Below are 15,766 nucleotides of genomic sequence, written 5' to 3'. Positions count from 1 at the left end.
CTAAAATGCAAGCGGAGTCGGTCCCCCAGTCTCAGATGTATTGACCGATTACAGCCTCTTGAGCCCCGTCCAGCACGTGCGCTAGAATGGGGCCGTCGCACTCGGGCTTCGGCCCGAGTGAGGATTGAAACCTCTGCAGGCAGTGCATACAGGGCTAGTGCCGTGGCGTCGCACTCGGGCTTCGGCCCGAGTGAGGATTGAAACTCGGCGTGCCCAATCGCCGACACAAACCCTCCAGAAAGGTCGCACTCGGGCTTCGGCCCGAGTGAGGATTGAAACTCTATCTGCCGGCCGTTCGGAGAGGAGGGCCTCGTCGCACTCGGGCTTCGGCCCGAGTGAGGATTGAAACTCCCGCACCTCCACCGGCTCCGGCTCGGGAGCGGGCGTCGCACTCGGGCTTCGGCCCGAGTGAGGATTGAAACCCTATCTGCAGATCACGGATCCGTTTCGTAGGCATATGTCGCACTCGGGCTTCGGCCCGAGTGAGGATTGAAACCCGCACTCCCCTTAGTGGAAACCCGAGATTGATGGTGTCGCACTCGGGCTTCGGCCCGAGTGAGGATTGAAACGTGCACCCCGCAAAGCAGTACAAGAGTATCTTCCCGTCGCACTCGGGCTTCGGCCCGAGTGAGGATTGAAACTCTATCTGCCGGCCGTTCGGAGAGGAGGGCCTCGTCGCACTCGGGCTTCGGCCCGAGTGAGGATTGAAACCCGGCGGCGGGCGTCGGGGGGCGCGGCCGTGATATGGTCGCACTCGGGCTTCAGCCCGAGTGAGGATTGAAACGGTAGGCCCTCGGGAGGCTCTCCGTAGCGGATCCAAGTCGCACTCGGGCTTGGGCCCGAAGAACCGCAATAAACCTAGGGAAAAATATGGCTTTCTGGGCTCATACACACAAAGACCCTGCCTCTTGGCAGCCCTTGCGGGACCATCTGGAAAATGTCGCCCAGCAGGCGGCTTTGAAAGCCAAGCCCTTTGGTGAAGAGGGGAAGGCTAGGCTGGCTGGTATTCTCCACGACCTGGGGAAGTACGGGGATCTTTTCCAGCTTCGCCTCGAGGGCAAGGCGAAGGGCCTGGACCACTGGTCCGCAGGAGCCCACGTGGCCTTGTTTGAATACCGCATGGCAGACGTGGCCCTGGCGGTGCAGGGGCACCACATTGGGTTGCAAAGCGGCTCTAGGGAGAGCCTGAAGGAGATGAAACTGCGGGAGGACGGCCAGGGCTTCCCCAGCGAACTGCGCCTCAGTGAGACCGACCTCGAGGTCCTCAAGGAACGCCTGCGGGCCGACGGCCTGGAGCTTCCGCCCCCCAGCCAGGCCCAGATACAGCCCGCCACAAGCGCCGCGGCCATGCTGGACACCCGGATGCTCTTCTCGGCCCTGGTGGACGCCGATTTCCTGGACACCGAGCGGCACATGCAGGGGGAGGTGCGGCCCACCCCACCCCCTTTGCAGGCCGAGCGGGCCTTGGAGAGGCTCGAGGCCCACCTCCAGAAGCTGGCGCAGAACCCCGATTGGCCCGAACACATCCGCGGTTTGCGCCAGCAAGTCTCCCACGCCTGCGCCCGGGCCGCTCAGCAAAATCATCCCCTCTTCACCCTCACCGCCCCCACCGGCCTCGGCAAAACCCTGGCCATGCTGCGCTTCGCCCTCGGGCGGGCCGTGCGCGACCCCCGCATCAGGCGGATTGTGGTGGTCCTGCCCTACCTCTCCATCCTTGACCAGACCGCCAGGGTCTACCGCGAGCTTTTCCGGGACTTTGGCCCCCACTACATCCTGGAGGACCACAGCCTGGCCTACCGCCCCCTGCGCGAGGAGGCCTCCGATGAGCAAGACCTGGCCGAACGGGAGCGCCGCCTTCTCACGGAGAACTGGGAGGCCCCCATCATCCTCACCACCCACGTGCAGCTTCTGGAAAGCCTGCACAGCAACCGCCCGAGTGCCTGCCGCAAGCTCCACAACCTGGCGGGAAGCGTCCTGCTCTTTGACGAGGTGCAGACCCTTCCCACCCACCTGGCGGTGCCCACCCTGAAGACCCTCTCCCGCCTGGCCAGCGAGAAGTACGGCTCGGTGGTGGTCTTTGCCACCGCCACCCAGCCCGCCTTTGACGCCCTGGACGAGCAGGTAGCCCGGGGAGAACCCCAGGGCTGGAGGCCGGTGGAGATCATCCCCTCCCCCGAAGACCTCCATCGGCAAAGCCACCGGGTGAGGGTGGAGTGGCGGCTGGAAAGCTCCACCCCGTGGTCGGAGCTGGTGGAAGAACTGGCCGGCCACAAGCAGGCCCTGGTGGTCCTGAACCTCAAACGCCAGGCCCACGCCCTTTTCCGCCTGGCGGAGGAGAGGGGCCTGGAGGGGCTTTTCCACCTCTCCACCGCCCTTTGCCCGGCCCACCGCCTGAGGGTGCTGGAGAAGATCCAGGCCGCCTTGGAGGAGGGGAGGTCCTGCCGCCTGGTCTCCACCCAGGTGGTGGAGGCCGGGGTGGACCTGGACTTCCCCCTGGGCTACCGGGCCCTGGGGCCCCTCGAGGCCATCGCCCAGACCGCGGGCCGGGTCAACCGCCACGCCCTGAGGGAGGAAGGCCTGCTGGTGATCTTTCTGCCCGAGGAGGAGGGATACCCGGACCCGGCCTATGCCCGGGCGGCCGCCCTTACCCGGGCGCTGCAGGCCGAAGGGGGGCTGGACCTGGGCCCCGCCGCCTTCCGGCGCTACTACCAAAGCCTCTACCGGCTGCAGGACGTGAGCGATGAGGAGATGGAAAACCTCCTCCTCACCCAAAACTACGCCGGGCTGGCCCGGCGCTACCGCCTCATTGAAACCCCCGCGGTCAACGTGGTGGTGCCCTACAACGAGGAGGCCCGCGCCCTGATGGAGGAGGCCCGCCAGCGGGGCATAGGCGCCGATTGGGTCCGCCGCGCCCGGGCCTATGCGGTGCCCTACTTCCTGCCCAAGGGGGGCCCACCCCCCTTTTTGGAGCCCGTGTCTCTGCGTCGGGGCTGCGCGGAGGCGCCCGACTGGTTCCTTTCTCCGGAGGCGGACCGCTACCACCCCCACCTGGGCTTCACCCCGGAGGAGGGGGGGGCCGTGGTCATATGAACACGCTGGGTGGAAAGAGGGGTGTACCCTCATCAATCAGGGGAGGTGGAAATGCGGAGCTTCACCCTGGAGGTTTGGGGGGACCTGGCCTGCTTCACCCGGCCGGAGTTCAAGGTGGAGCGCTTCAGCTACCCCATCATCACCCCCAGCGCCGCCCGGGGCATCTTTGACGCCATCTACCTGGAGTTTGACCCCACCACGAAGACCCCCCGCATGTACTGGCAGGTGGAGCGCATAGAGGTGATGAGCCCCGTGCGCTACATCGCCCTCATGCGCAACGAGGTGAAGGAAAAGGCCAGCCTGAGGAAGGTCCAGGAGTGGATGAAAGACCCCAGCACCTTTGAGCCCCTCTATGCCGACGCCACCCGGGAGGAAACGGGCCAGGACACCAAGGGGCGCACCCAGCGCCAGACTATGGCCCTCAAAGATGTGCGCTACCGCCTCACCGCCCACGCGGTGCTCTATGAGGAGGACTACGCCCTGCGCCCCAAGGTGGAGGAGAGCTTCCTCCGCCGGGCCCGGGCCGGCCAGTGCATCTACCAGCCCTACCTGGGCTGCCGGGAGTTCGCCGCCTACTTCCGCCTGGTGGAGCCAGGGGAGGTTTCGGCCCCCGTGCCCTACAGCGAGAGGATCGGCTGGATGCTTTACGATGTGTTTGACCTTTCCCGCCCCGGCCGGCCCCTGCGTCCCGATAGGGGAGAGCGGCCCAGGATTAGCCTCTTTGAGGCCGAGGTGGTGGACGGGGTGCTGGAGGTGCCCCCCTACGGGAGCGACCGGGTGAGAAAGGGGGAGGCCTGATGCTGGCCCAGTTGGTGGAGTACACCCGACGCAAGGGGCTTACCACCGAGACCGGCTTCACCACCAAGGAGGTGCGCTGGCTGGTGGGGGTGAGCCCAAGGGGGGAGTTTACGGGGCTTATCCCCCTGGGCCAGCCCAAGCCCGCCCCCGACCTCTCCCAGCCCGAGATGATCGCCCTCCCCGGCTACCTGCGGGCCCAGGGCCACGAGGCGGAGCAGGCGGCCCACTTCCTGGCCGACACCTGCACGGTGGTGTTCGGCCTGGCGGAGACGGACGAGGGGGGCAACCCCAAAAAGCCCGAGGAGCACGCCAAGAACCTGGAGAAGCAGAAGACCTTCCGGCTCCTCCTTGGGCTGGCGGCCGAGGGGGTTCCCTTGCTGGTGCCCATCCATAAGATGCTCTCCGACCCCCAGGAGATGGAGCGGGCGCTGGGGGCCCTGAAGGCTGAAGCCCAGAAGAAGGGCAAGGAGAAGCTCAGGCCCACCGACAGGGTCTCCTTCCTGGTGGGCGGGGAGTGCGTGCTGGACCGCTCCGACTGGCACGACTGGTGGCGGGGCTTCCGCGCCCGGGCCTTCCCCTCCGCCGGCGGCGGCCAGATGCGCTCCTTTGCCAGCGGCGAGCTGGTGGTGCCCGCCTCCACCCACCCCAAGGTCACCAAGCTGGGGGGGAGCGCCTTCGGCCATGCCCTGGTCACCTACGACAAGGAGGCCTTTGAGTCCTACGGCCTCTCCCAGGGGGAGAACGCCGCGGTGGAGGAGGCCCTGGCCACCGCCTACCGGACCGGACTGGACGCCCTCCTGGAAAAGGCCGAGACCCTGGGGGAGATGAAGGTGGTGGTCTGGTACGACCGGGAGATCCCCGAGGAGGACGACCTCTTCCGCGACCTCTTTGCCCCCACAGGCGCCGAGGCCGAGGAGGCCCAGGCCCTGGAGCGGGCCCGCAGGGTGCTGAAGGCCCTGAAGACGGGGGAGGCCCCACCTGAGGTCCGCCAAAGCCGCTTCTTCGCCCTGGCCCTGAGCCCGGCCTCGGGGCGGGTGATGGTGCGGGACTGGCAGACGGGGAGCCTCGAGGACTTCATCCAGGCGGTGCAGGCCTGGTTTGAGCACCTCGCCATCGTGCGCCGCGGCGGGGACCGGCCCGCTGGCCTGCCGGGCCTCTCCCGCCTCTTCCTGAGCCTCCAGCGGCCCAGGTCTCCCCGCCAGACCATGGAGGACTACATCAAGCCCATCAAGACCCTCCAGGTTCCCCTCTGGCGGGCCGCCCTGAACCCCAGCCTGCCCATCCCCTACGGGGCCCTGGCCCGGATCATGGAGTCCCACACCGCCGAGGTGATGACCGGGGCTTTCCTCGAGGCCCTCAAGGCCCCCAAGCCAGACGCCGAGGCCCTGGGGCGCATCTACGCCCGCATGGGGCTTCTGAAGGCGTACCACATCCGCAAAGGGAGGAGGATAGGAATGGCCTTGGACCCCAACCACCCCAGTCCGGCCTATCACTGTGGCCGCCTCATGTGCCTCCTGGCCCAGATCCAGGAGGCCTCTGCAGGCGCGGAGGTCAACGCCGGCGTGGTGCAGCGCTACTACGGCGCCGCCAGCAGCACCCCGGCTTTGGTGCTGGGCCGCCTCACCCGGCTTTCCCAGCACCACCTGGGCAAAATCGCCAAGGACGCCCCGGGCCTGGCCTACTGGTTCAACACCCAGCTGGCCCAGGTATGGAGCGCCCTGGGGCCCAGCCTGCCCCGCACCCTGAACCTGGAGGAGCAGAGCCTCTTTGCCCTGGGCTTCTACCACCAGCTAGCCCATAGCCGCCTTAAGGGGGAGGGTCCCCAGACCCCCTTGGAATAGAGGAGGTGAGGCATGTCCCAGCCCATCCAGAACCGCTACGAGTTCCTTCTGTTTTTTGACGTACAGGACGGCAACCCCAACGGCGACCCCGACAGCGGCAACGCCCCCCGGGTGGACCCCGAGGACGGGCACGGCCTGGTGAGCGATGTGGCCCTGAAGCGCCGCATCCGCAACTACGTCCAGGTGGCCCGCCAGGGGGTGCCGGGCTTCGCCATCTTCGTCCAGCACGGCACCAACCTGAACCGCTTCATCTTTGAGGCCCACGAGAAGACCCCGGGGGGGTACACGGGAACCAAGACCAAGGACAAGGTGGAGGCGGCCCGCCGCTGGATGTGCGAGAACTTCTTTGACGTGCGCACCTTCGGCGCGGTGATGAGCACCGGGCCCAACGCTGGGCAGGTGCGGGGGCCGGTGCAGATCACCTTTGCCCGGAGCCTCCACCCCATCTTCCCTGCGGAGGTGAGCGTCACCCGGGGGGCCGTGGCCGAGGACGTGAAGAACGCCAAGACCCTGGAGGACTACCTGCGCTGGGAGAGGGAGCAGCCCGAGGACGAGCTCCGCACCATGGGGCGCAAGAGCCTGGTTCCCTACGGGCTTTACGTGGCCAGGGGCTTCGTGAGCGCCCACCTGGCCCAGGGTACCGGCTTCAGCCAGGAGGACCTGAAGCTCCTTGTGGAGGCCCTCCTCAACATGTTTGAGCACGACCGCAGCGCCAGCAAGGGGCACATGGCCACCCGGCGGCTCTACCTCTTCCAGCACGTGGGCACCAACCCCAACAACCCGGAAAACCGGCGCCAGGCCATGCTGGGCTGCGCCCCCGCCCACCGCCTGCTGGACCTGGGCCAGGTGGTCTTTGCCCGCCTCCTGGACGAGACCAGGCCTCCCCGCCGCTTTGCCGACTACGCGGTGAAGGCCGACCCCGGCCGGCTACCCAGGGGCGTGCGCATGCTGGAGCTGGACCAGTGGGACGAGGAGCGGTTTGACGCCTGGATGGGAGGGGCCCATGCCTAGGAGGGTGCCCATTCCGCCCCCAGCGCTGAAGGAGCCCGCCCTGGAGACCTGGACCCTTAGGCTGAAGACCATCACCCCCATGTTCGGGGGCAGCGCCATTCCCCGCCAGGTGGACGCGGAAAACCCCGTGCGCGCCGCCAGCGTGCGGGGGCACCTGCGCTTCTGGTGGCGGGCCACGGCGGGGGCGCGCTACGCCACGGCAGAGGAGCTATTCCGGGCGGAGGAGGAGATCTGGGGAAGCGCGGAAAGGTATGGCCGGGTGGCCCTGCGGGTGGTGGAGCAAAAGGGGGAGCAGGAGGTGAGGCCCTCCGATCTGGTGCCCGACCGGGGCACCGCCAAGACGGGCCCCAGGGAGCGGTTTTTCCTGCACCCTTTCAACGAGAACAAAAAGGAGAACACCCCTGAGGCCTTCGGTCTGCAGAGCGTGACCTTCACCCTCGAGCTCACCCTGGACCTCTCCGAGCCCGAGAAGGAGCACCTGCGCCGCGCCCTCCGGGCCTGGATTGCCTTCGGGGGCATCGGGGCCCGCACCCGGCGGGGGGTGGGGGCCCTCGAGGTCACGGAGGACCTCAAGGACTGGCTGCCCACCAGCCCAGAGCAGCTCAGGGAGTGGTTCTCCATCCAGCCCCCCAAGGAGGTCCTCCACACCACCCTGGCCGGGGCGGTGGTCTGCCTGGGCCCGGCCCGCAGGCCCGAGGCCAAGGACCCCTATAAGGGGCATGCCGTCTGGCGGGAGCTAGGCCGCTTCTGGGCCCGCTTCCGCAAGGGACACTTCCTCCGCGACCCGACCACGGGGAAGCCCATGGCCTACACCCCCATGGCCGGGGGCAAGTGGCTGGACCACAAGACCCTTCTGGCCCTGCGGCCCAAGCAAGAGCGCATTGCCCTGGTCAAGCCCTACCTGGGGCTTCCCATCGTCTACCAGCGCCTCGGAAAGAGCTTCAGCGGTACCCTCGAGGCCTCCCACCCCCAGGGCAAGCGCCTGGCCTCCCCCGTCATTCTGAAGCCCATGGCCTTTGCCGATGGCACCGTGCGGCCTGCGGTGATCCTCCTGAGGGGGCCCGCGCCCACGCGCATTGTGGTCAATGGGAATGAGCTCTCCCTGGAGGTTCCCGTCCACGACCCCGTCCTGAAGGCCCTCGGGGCCCGCGACCCCCTCGAGGCCGTCCGCAAGGCCGCCCACATCCAGGGCTTCACCCATGAGGTGCGCCTATGAGCTACCTGGTATCCATCGCCCTGGGCCCGGTGCAGGACTTCATCGCCGCCGCCCGCCGCACCGCCGACCTGTACGCCGGTTCGCAGATTTTGCAGGAGCTGAGCAAACACGCCGCCCAGTTTCTGCATGGGAAGGGTGCCCAGCTCATCTTCCCCGCCCACAAGGACGCCGATGGGGCCAACAAGATCCTGGCCCAGGTGGAGGGGGACCCGAAGCGGCTTGCCGAGGAGACCAAAAGGGCCGTTCAGAAAAGGCTCTTGGAGCTCTGGAACGAGACCATCGGCAAACTCCCCGCCGATTACCAAAAGCTGATTAACCACCAAAGGGCCCAAGAGCAGCTCGGGAGCTTCCTGGAGTTCTACGCCGCCTGGGTGCCCCTGCCCAGCGTGGAGGCCTACAAGGAGGCCCGGCTTCAGGTGGAGCGCCTCCTGGCCGGGCGCAAGGCCCTGCGGGACTTCCTCCCCACCCGGCAGAACGACGACGGGGTGCCCAAGTCCCCCCTGGACCCCTCCCGGGCGGCGGTGATAGACCCCCGGGAGTGGGCCAATGCCAGCATCCCCCTGCCCGACGGTTCCTACCGCCCCTTGCGCATCAAGGCCAACGAATACCTGGACGCCATCTCCCTCCTCAAGCGCTGCTACGGGGTGCTCAAGTCCCAGACGGTGGTGGACACCCGCACCATGGCCCGGCGCTCCTGGAAACCCGAGGCCCAGCCGGAGGAGCGCTGGGGTGAGGAGGAGGACCACATCCCAGAGCCCCAGCCCTACTTCGCCATCCTGGTGGCGGATGGGGACCGCATGGGTGACCTCATCAGCCGTCAGGAGGACCCTGAGGCCCACCGCAGGCTCTCCGAGACCCTGGACGAGTTTGCCCAGGCGGCCCGAAGGATTGTGCCACAGCACAACGGCTTCATGGTCTACTCGGGCGGGGACGATGTGCTGGCCTTTCTGCCGGTGAACCGCGCGGTGGCCTGCGCCCAGGCCCTTTCGGAGGAGTTTCGCCACCGGGTGAGGGGGACGCTTTCCGCCGGCGTGGCCATCGTGCACTACCGCGAGCCCCTTTCCATCTCCCTGGAAAACGCCCGGGAGGCGGAGAAGGCCGCCAAGAACGGGGGACGCAACGCCCTGGCCGTGGCCCTGCACACCCGGGGGGGTGCCCCCGTCACCGTGGTGCAGCCCTGGGACGGGCTCACCTGGGATGAGCTGCTGGGGGCCTACAAAACCGGCGCCATCACCCGGGGCCTGGCCCACGAGTTGCGGGACCTGGTGCAGGAATGGCGGGACGACATGCGGGCCGACTACCTCTATCGGGAAGCCCTGCGCATCCTGAACCGCAAGGAGGCCCGCGGCCTGAAGATCCCTTTCCCCAAGGAGGATACCCCTGCCTACCGCAAGGCCCTCCTGGGGTTTGTGGACCAGCTCATCATCGCCCGCTTTCTGAGCGGCATCCGCGAGGAGGAAGCCCATGCCGGAACGGGTGCTTGAAATCCACGCCCTGAGCCCCCTGCTCTTCCGCGACGGCCGGCCCTTTAGCGCCGCCGACGGCACCGAGACCGCCGCCCGGAGCCTGCCCCTGCCCCTGCCGGGCACCGTGGCCGGCTTCGTGCGCACCCAGATCGGCAAGGCCCTGGGCAGGGGCTGGGGCCAGGAGGTGCTCCAGGACCTCCATGCCCTCCAGGTCTCGGGGCCCCTTTTGGCCCGGGACCAGGAGATCCTGCTGCCGGCACCCCGCGACGCGGTGATTTACAAGGATGGAAATGGGGATCCCCGGGTCATGAGGCTATCCCCCTTTACCCCCCCCGAGGGGGCGGGGTGCGACCTGCCCGAGGGGATGCTCCCCCTACGGGTCACCCAGGACGTGAAGCCCGAGACGGGTTACCTCTTCTGGAGGGCCCAGGACATGGAGCGCTGGCTCCTGGGGGAGGACCTGGTGCCGGAAAAGATCCCTGGCCTTCCCACGGAGACCCGGGTCCACGTGGCCATGGACCCCGTGAGGGGCAAGGCCCGGGAGGGCCAGCTCTACAGCGTGGCCTACCGGCCCCTGGAGATGGGCAAAGACCCCGAGACCTACCGGCCCGCCACCCTGCGGGTGCGGCTCTCCCTGCCCGAGGGCATGGGGGTGGCCCCCATGGGCCACCTGGGGGGGGAGCGCCGCCCGGTGGCGGTGCGGGTCAGGGAGGACCTCTCGGGGGCCTGGTGGGACTGCCCCAAGCGCATCCAGGAGCGCTTCCGCGGGCTGGGCCCTGGGGCCAGGGTGCGGCTCATTTTGGCCACACCGGCCCTCTTTGAGGGGGGGTGGAGGCCGGGCTGGATTGAACGGTCGGGCAGCGGGGCGCTCCACCTGCCCCGGGGGCTCAGCAAGGTGAAGCTCAGGCTGGTGGCGGCCGCGGTGGGGCGGCGGGAGGCGGTGAGCGGCTGGAACCTGCGGCAAAACCGGCCCAAGGCGGTGCGCTGGATGGTGCCGGCGGGAAGCGTGTACTTCTTTGAGGTGGAGGAGGGGAACCCCGCGGACCTCTTGGAAAGCTGGCTCAGGCCCGTGAGCGACCAGGAGCAGGACCGCAAGGATGGTTTTGGACTGGCCATGTGGGGAGTGTGGTGAACATGGGGGAAAAAGCGAAACTCATCTTCTGGCAGGCCCTCACGCCGGTGCACCCCGGTACGGGGCAGGACTCCAGCAGCGTGGTGGACCTTCCCGTGGCCCGGGAGGTGGCCACGGGCTTTCCCATCATCCCCGCCAGCAGCCTCAAGGGGGTGCTGCGGGACGGGCGGGAGGACGAGCGGGCCAACAGGGTTTTTGGCTCGCTGGAAAGCGCCGCCGAGCTCACCCTCACCGACGCCCGGGTGCTCTTCCTGCCGGTGCGCGCCTATGCGGGTACCTTTGCCTTCCTCACCAGCCCCCTGGTGCTGGAGCGGCTTAGGCGCGACCAGAAGGCCCTGGGGCTTTCCCCCCTGCAGGCGAAGATCCCCACCCCCGGGAAGACCGAGGCCCTCCTGGGGGCAGGGCCCACCATCGTGCACGGCGGCCAGGTCATCCTGGAGGACATAGACCTGGAGGCCCGAGTGGGGGCAGTGAGCGGCCTGGCGGAGGAGCTGGGCAGGCTCGTCTTCGGTAACGAAGCCGGTTATTTCCAGGAGCGCTTTGCCCTGGTGCACGACGACGTCTTTGCCTACTTCTGCGAGATGGGCATGGAGATCATCGCCCGGGTCAAGCTGAACCCCGACTCCAAGACCGTGGTCAAAGGGGGGCTCTGGTACGAGGAGGCCATTCCCGCGGAGACGGTCCTCTCCTGCTTCGCCATAGGGAGCGAGGGGTTTGAGGAGCTGGAGCGCCCCTACCTCCAGATCGGCGGCCAGGCCAGCGTGGGGCGGGGGCTTCTGCGGCGGCTGGGGGGTGGCGCATGAAGCTTGAGACCCGCGCCCAGGCGGACATGAAAAAGGCCCTTGATTTGGTCAGCGCCCTCGAGGGCGAAAACGAGGAGGTCAAAAACATCTACGGGGGCCTCTGCCACAGCTTCCCCATCCTGGTGCGCCAAAGCGGCCTCTGCCAGGCCCTGGCCTTCAGCGCGGAGAAGGCCCGCAAGGAGGACAACCGGGGCCGGGCCCACCGGCTTCTCCTGGAGCACGTGGCCCAGATCCTGGGCGTAAAGGACCCTCTGCAGGCCGTGCAGCAGACCGACGCCATCGGCTACATGCACTACACCCGCCGCGTGCTCTCTGCCTGGGTGTACTTCAAGCGCTTTGCCGCCAGCGTGCTGGGCGTGCACACGGGAGGACGCGATGAGGGCGAGTAGGCTGGATCTTCCCCCGCCTTCCCACGCGGGGCTGGCCCTGCAGCGCTATCTGCGGGAGCACGACGACCAAAAGGAGGCCGTTCGGGAGCTCCTGGAGCACATCGCCAATACCCCGGCCCCGCCGGTGTACCGGGGCGCCTTTGAGCGCTGGAGGCAGAGCCTGGAAGGGGCGGTCTGGCTCGAGGCCACCACCCGCACCCCCCTGGCCATCGGCCTGGGCAACAGTAGCCCCCTGGAAAACGGCCTGGCCCTCCACCACACCTACGGCGTGCCCTACCTGCCGGGGAGCGCCCTCAAGGGCCTCCTGCGCCGGGTGGCCGAGCGCTATGGCCTGAGGGAGGAGGAAAAGGCCGTCCTGCTGGGGGAAGGCCCCGACCCCAAGGGCAAGAAGCAGGGGAATGCTGCCTACCTGGTCTACTGGGACGGCTGGCTGGACCCCCAAAGCGAAAAGCCCTTCCAGCAGGACGTGATCGCCGTCCACCACCCGGTGTATTACGGGAGCCGGGGCAAGCAGGCCTGGCCCACCGACTTTGATGACCCCAACCCCGTGGCCTTCCTCTCGGTGAGGCCGGGGGTGAAGTTCCACATCCCCATCACCTGCCCCGCGGAAAACGCCCAGGACTGGCCCTATAGGGCCGCCCAGATGCTGAAGTGGGGCCTGGAGCGCCTGGGCCTGGGGGGGAAGACCAACGCGGGGTATGGGTACTTTGAGGTCAGGCTGCCCGAAAAGCCCAAGGGGGAGCACGAGCTGGGCTTGGAGCTGCTGGAGAAGTACCGCAAGCGCATAGCGGGCATCAAACCCGCCAACGAGCGCAGCGAGCTGGAGTTTTTCTTCCGCGAGCTGGCCGACAAGCCCCCCGCGGTTCGCAGGCCGGTGCTGGAGGCCATCAAGGAACATCTGCAACGGTGGAAGGTCTGGAAGCCCAGCAATCCCCTGCACGCCCGCATCCAGGAGCTGCTGGAGGAGTCGTAAGGGTTGTTGTTTCCATGCTGAATGAGGGGTTTTATGGGCAGGATCCTTTTGACGACGGCCGGGGCCAGCTTGCTTAACAATGCCCAACGGGATGGGCTTGACGTGACAGACGAAACAGCGGTTCTGGCCTACATCACTCGTGATCCCCAGAGGGCCAGTGCCGAAACCAACTCCCTCTCGCGCATCTTGCAGGAGGGCGACGAGGTGGTTCTGCTCCACAGCGATACGGAAGAGGGTGCCAGAGTAGCGACTTTACTGGAGCGCTTCTACCAAGAGCAGGGGGTGTCTTGCAGCCGGGTGCGCATTTATGGGCTGACCTACGAGGCCCAGGGTTTTGTGGACTTTGGCCTAAAGAACTTCGTGCGCGCCCTGGCGGGGGAGATTCGCAAGGCTGCCAAGAGGGGGAAGGAAGTCGTAATCAACGCTACGGGAGGCTTCAAGGCCGAAATCGCCTACGCTACGGTGCTTGGTCTCCTTTTCAAGGTGCCCGTCTGCTACATCCACGAGCGCTTTCAGGAGGTGGTTGTCCTACCTCCAGCCCCTATGGGTTGGGATAGCAGTCTTTTCCTCTGGTACAGGGAATTTTTTGATTGGCTCAGCCAGGGCGAGGGCGGGGTGCGCCCGAAGTCTGAGGCGCAGGGGAGGGTTGCTGCTTTGCCCGAAGAGGCCCAGGTCTTGCTGGAAGAGTTTGACCTGGAGGGAAAGTCCTATGTGGGCCTATCCCCTCTGGGTGAGGCGTACTTTGAGGCGTTCCTGGGTGAACTAGAGCAGGCCCAGTCGGTGCCCGTGTACCTTTCCCCCAAGGCCAGGCGCACCTGGGAGGACCTGGACCCCTCGAGCCGAGAACGCTACCGCCGCATCCTGGAGAACCTGCGGCTCCCCAACCGTGCTGCCCAGAGCGAATTCAAAAGCGGTGGAGGAGACGCCCTTGGCTACCCTAAAGGGCAGGTGGACGAGCGGGTTTTCTACGCCGAAAAGGACGGGGCCCTCTACGTGTTCGCCCTTACGCGCCATGGCCCAGAGTACGACCGCATGTGCAGGGAGGGCTTCTACTGGAAGGACTTTTCCCTTACGGATTTCACCCTTTGGGAGGGCTAGGTGGACGGGGAGGATGAGCTCCTAACCGAGGGACTGGCCGATCCCGGGAGCTCCCAGGAGCCCCTCCCCATCAGCGCCCTGGCCCAGTACACCTACTGCCCCCGCCGGGCGGCCCTGATCCTTTTGGAAGGGGAGTGGGAGGACAACGAGTACACCCTGCGGGGGGCCCGGGCCCACGAGAGCGTGGACCTTCCCGAGGGGCTCCTGCGGGAAGGGGTCTGGGTGGAGCGGGCCCTGCCCCTCTGGTCGGAAAGGCTGGGCCTTTCGGGCCGGGCGGACGTGGTGGAGTTCGTGGAGGGGGTGCCCTACCCGGTGGAGTACAAGGTGGGCCGGAGGTGGCCCCGTGAGCTTGCCCGAAGGGCCGCCGAGGTCCAGCTTTGCGCCCAGGCCCTGTGCCTCGAGGAGATGTTCGACCTGAGCGTGCCCGTGGGAGCCATCTTCAGCAGGACGGAGGGGCGCCGGCGGGAGGTGGCCTTCACCCCGGAGCTCCGGGCCGCCACCCTGGCCACCCTCGAGGCCCTGCGGGCCCTTTTGGGGCAAGAGCGCCTCCCCCCGCCCGCTGCCGATGCCCGCTGCAAGCACTGCTCCCTGCTGGCCGTCTGCATGCCCCACCTGCCCCAGGCCCTGAAGGGGTTGGAGAATGGTCTCTGAGCTGCTGAATACCCTGTACGTGCAGACCCAGGGGGTCTACCTTCGCCTCGAGGGCGACACCCTGCGCATCCAGCACGAGGAAGTGACTCTCCGCAACGTGCCCTTGCACCACCTGGGCGGGCTGGTGGTATTCGGGAATGTGCTCATTTCGCCTTTTTTGCTCCAGCGCTGTGCCCAGGACGGCATTGAAGTGGCCTGGTTCACCGAGTCGGGCCGCTTTTTCGGCCGGCTTGCCCCCCCGGTTTCGGGCAACGTGCTCCTCCGCCAGGCCCAGTACCGAGCCCTGGACAGGCCCTCCACCAGCCTGTACCTGGCCAGCCGCTTCGTGGAGGGCAAGCTCAAGAACAGCCGCCTGGTCCTGCAGAGGGCGGTGCGCGAACGGGGGGAAACCGAAGCCCTGGTTCGGGCCCTCGCTGAGCACGAGGCGGCCCTGCGGGCCCTGTCCCAAGCCCGCTCGCTGGACGAGGTCCGCGGCATAGAGGGCAATGCCGCCAGTGCCTACTTTGCCGCCTTTGGGGACCTCCTGCTCTCGGAGGACTTCAGCTTTGACGGCCGCAACAAACGCCCCCCGCGCGACCCGGTGAACGCGGTTTTGGGTTTTATTTACGCCCTCCTGCTCACCCAGTGCACCGCGGCCCTGGAGGGGGTGGGCCTTGACCCCCAAGGAGGGTTTCTGCATGCCCTCCGGCCTGGGCGCAACGCCCTGGCCCTGGACCTGATGGAGGAGTTTCGGGCCTGGTGGGCCGACCGGTTGGCCCTCACCCTCCTGAACCGCAAGCAACTGACCCGCAAACACTTTGCAGAACGTCCGGGTGGGGCCGTGCTCCTGAACGAGGAGGGGCGGAAAGTGGTGATCACCGCCTTCCAAAACCGCAGGCAGGAGACGGTGCAGCACCCCCTCTTCAAGGAGCCCGTTCCCGTGGGCCTACTCCCCCACATTCAGGCCCGGCTGCTGGCCCGCTACCTGCGGGGCGACCTGCCGCAATACCTGCCCTTCTTGGCGAGGTGAGCCATGGAACGGCTGGATATCCTGGTGACCTACGATGTGAACGTGACCTCGGAGGACGGGCAGACCCGCCTGGCCCGGGTGGCCAGGATCTGCAAAAACTACGGGCAGCGGGTGCAGATGTCCGTGTTTGAGTGCCGGGTGACGCGGGCTCAGTTGGAGGAGCTCGAGGCCCAGCTACTCAAAGTCATTGACCTGGACAAGGACAGCCTCCGGATTTATCTCCTCCCCGGGGGTAGGGAAAAGAACCTGCGCGTCCATGGCCAGGACAGGTATACCGACTTTGATGACC

General features: G+C 67.3%; 14 protein-coding genes and 1 CRISPR repeat array. All 14 genes read left to right on the top strand.

The window, feature by feature from the left end; all coding sequences use genetic code 11:
• Positions 1-93: 93 nt before the first annotated feature.
• A CRISPR array of direct repeats spans positions 94-784; the repeat unit is 38 nt; unit sequence CGTCGCACTCGGGCTTCGGCCCGAGTGAGGATTGAAAC.
• Between the two features lie 86 nt (positions 785-870).
• Entirely contained in the window at positions 871-3,090 is a 2,220-nt protein-coding gene (locus tag L0D16_RS12440) for a CRISPR-associated endonuclease Cas3'' (protein ID WP_279231287.1), read from the top strand.
• A 51-nt stretch (positions 3,091-3,141) separates the two neighbouring features.
• Positions 3,142-3,888, top strand: coding sequence for a type I-C CRISPR-associated protein Cas5c (gene cas5c / locus L0D16_RS08690; protein WP_243031462.1), 747 nt, complete (start codon positions 3,142-3,144; stop codon positions 3,886-3,888).
• The gene (gene cas8c / locus L0D16_RS08685) at positions 3,888-5,729 is read left to right on the top strand and encodes a type I-C CRISPR-associated protein Cas8c/Csd1 (RefSeq protein WP_243031460.1); all 1,842 of its coding nucleotides are present in this window, start codon (positions 3,888-3,890) and stop codon (positions 5,727-5,729) included. Before cas5c ends, cas8c begins: the two co-directional genes overlap by 1 nt.
• A gap of 12 nt (positions 5,730-5,741) precedes the next feature.
• Entirely contained in the window at positions 5,742-6,740 is a 999-nt protein-coding gene (gene cas7c, locus L0D16_RS08680) for a type I-C CRISPR-associated protein Cas7/Csd2 (protein WP_243031458.1), read from the top strand.
• Entirely contained in the window at positions 6,733-7,956 is a 1,224-nt protein-coding gene (gene cmr1 / locus L0D16_RS08675; protein WP_243031455.1) for a type III-B CRISPR module RAMP protein Cmr1, read from the top strand. Before cas7c ends, cmr1 begins: the two co-directional genes overlap by 8 nt.
• Positions 7,953-9,440: a type III-B CRISPR-associated protein Cas10/Cmr2 gene (gene cas10, locus L0D16_RS12435; RefSeq protein ID WP_279231286.1), complete on the top strand. Its 1,488-nt coding sequence runs from the start codon at positions 7,953-7,955 to the stop codon at positions 9,438-9,440. Before cmr1 ends, cas10 begins: the two co-directional genes overlap by 4 nt.
• The gene (cmr3, locus tag L0D16_RS08655; RefSeq protein ID WP_243031454.1) at positions 9,421-10,554 is read left to right on the top strand and encodes a type III-B CRISPR module-associated protein Cmr3; all 1,134 of its coding nucleotides are present in this window, start codon (positions 9,421-9,423) and stop codon (positions 10,552-10,554) included. Before cas10 ends, cmr3 begins: the two co-directional genes overlap by 20 nt.
• Before the next feature lie 2 nt (positions 10,555-10,556).
• A complete protein-coding gene (gene cmr4 / locus L0D16_RS08650) occupies positions 10,557-11,357 on the top strand; it encodes a type III-B CRISPR module RAMP protein Cmr4 (RefSeq protein ID WP_243031451.1) in 801 nt (266 codons plus the stop codon).
• Complete coding sequence (gene cmr5, locus L0D16_RS08645) at positions 11,354-11,746, top strand: type III-B CRISPR module-associated protein Cmr5 (RefSeq protein WP_243031450.1); 393 nt, start codon at positions 11,354-11,356, stop codon at positions 11,744-11,746. Before cmr4 ends, cmr5 begins: the two co-directional genes overlap by 4 nt.
• The gene (gene cmr6, locus L0D16_RS08640; RefSeq protein WP_243031447.1) at positions 11,733-12,719 is read left to right on the top strand and encodes a type III-B CRISPR module RAMP protein Cmr6; all 987 of its coding nucleotides are present in this window, start codon (positions 11,733-11,735) and stop codon (positions 12,717-12,719) included. Before cmr5 ends, cmr6 begins: the two co-directional genes overlap by 14 nt.
• A 33-nt stretch (positions 12,720-12,752) precedes the next feature.
• Complete coding sequence (locus tag L0D16_RS08635) at positions 12,753-13,817, top strand: putative CRISPR-associated protein (RefSeq protein WP_243031437.1); 1,065 nt, start codon at positions 12,753-12,755, stop codon at positions 13,815-13,817.
• Positions 13,818-14,468, top strand: coding sequence for a CRISPR-associated protein Cas4 (cas4, locus tag L0D16_RS08630; RefSeq protein WP_243031435.1), 651 nt, complete (start codon positions 13,818-13,820; stop codon positions 14,466-14,468). It begins immediately after the preceding gene.
• A complete protein-coding gene (gene cas1c, locus L0D16_RS08625; RefSeq protein ID WP_243031432.1) occupies positions 14,458-15,477 on the top strand; it encodes a type I-C CRISPR-associated endonuclease Cas1c in 1,020 nt (339 codons plus the stop codon). The genes cas4 and cas1c overlap by 11 nt, the downstream gene beginning before the upstream one ends.
• 3 nt (positions 15,478-15,480) lie before the next feature.
• A partial coding sequence (gene cas2, locus L0D16_RS08620; RefSeq protein WP_243031430.1) for a CRISPR-associated endonuclease Cas2 occupies positions 15,481-15,766 on the top strand: 286 nt, incomplete at its 3' end.

The organism is Thermus altitudinis, from assembly GCF_022760835.1.
Taxonomy (GTDB): domain Bacteria; phylum Deinococcota; class Deinococci; order Deinococcales; family Thermaceae; genus Thermus; species Thermus altitudinis.
Note: the sequence above shows the minus strand (reverse complement) of the source record. Positions and strands in the feature narration are given on the sequence as shown.

Bases quoted from the DNA above. Each gene is read 5' to 3' on its own strand.
- L0D16_RS12440 (WP_279231287.1), top strand. From the start codon at position 871: ATGGCTTTCTGGGCTCATACACACAAAGACCCTGCCTCTTGGCAGCCC.
- cas5c (WP_243031462.1), top strand. From the start codon at position 3,142: ATGCGGAGCTTCACCCTGGAGGTTTGGGGGGACCTGGCCTGCTTCACC.
- cas8c (WP_243031460.1), top strand. From the start codon at position 3,888: ATGCTGGCCCAGTTGGTGGAGTACACCCGACGCAAGGGGCTTACCACC.
- cas7c (WP_243031458.1), top strand. From the start codon at position 5,742: ATGTCCCAGCCCATCCAGAACCGCTACGAGTTCCTTCTGTTTTTTGAC.
- cmr1 (WP_243031455.1), top strand. From the start codon at position 6,733: ATGCCTAGGAGGGTGCCCATTCCGCCCCCAGCGCTGAAGGAGCCCGCC.
- cas10 (WP_279231286.1), top strand. From the start codon at position 7,953: ATGAGCTACCTGGTATCCATCGCCCTGGGCCCGGTGCAGGACTTCATC.
- cmr3 (WP_243031454.1), top strand. From the start codon at position 9,421: ATGCCGGAACGGGTGCTTGAAATCCACGCCCTGAGCCCCCTGCTCTTC.
- cmr4 (WP_243031451.1), top strand. From the start codon at position 10,557: ATGGGGGAAAAAGCGAAACTCATCTTCTGGCAGGCCCTCACGCCGGTG.
- cmr5 (WP_243031450.1), top strand. From the start codon at position 11,354: ATGAAGCTTGAGACCCGCGCCCAGGCGGACATGAAAAAGGCCCTTGAT.
- cmr6 (WP_243031447.1), top strand. From the start codon at position 11,733: ATGAGGGCGAGTAGGCTGGATCTTCCCCCGCCTTCCCACGCGGGGCTG.
- L0D16_RS08635 (WP_243031437.1), top strand. From the start codon at position 12,753: ATGGGCAGGATCCTTTTGACGACGGCCGGGGCCAGCTTGCTTAACAAT.
- cas1c (WP_243031432.1), top strand. From the start codon at position 14,458: ATGGTCTCTGAGCTGCTGAATACCCTGTACGTGCAGACCCAGGGGGTC.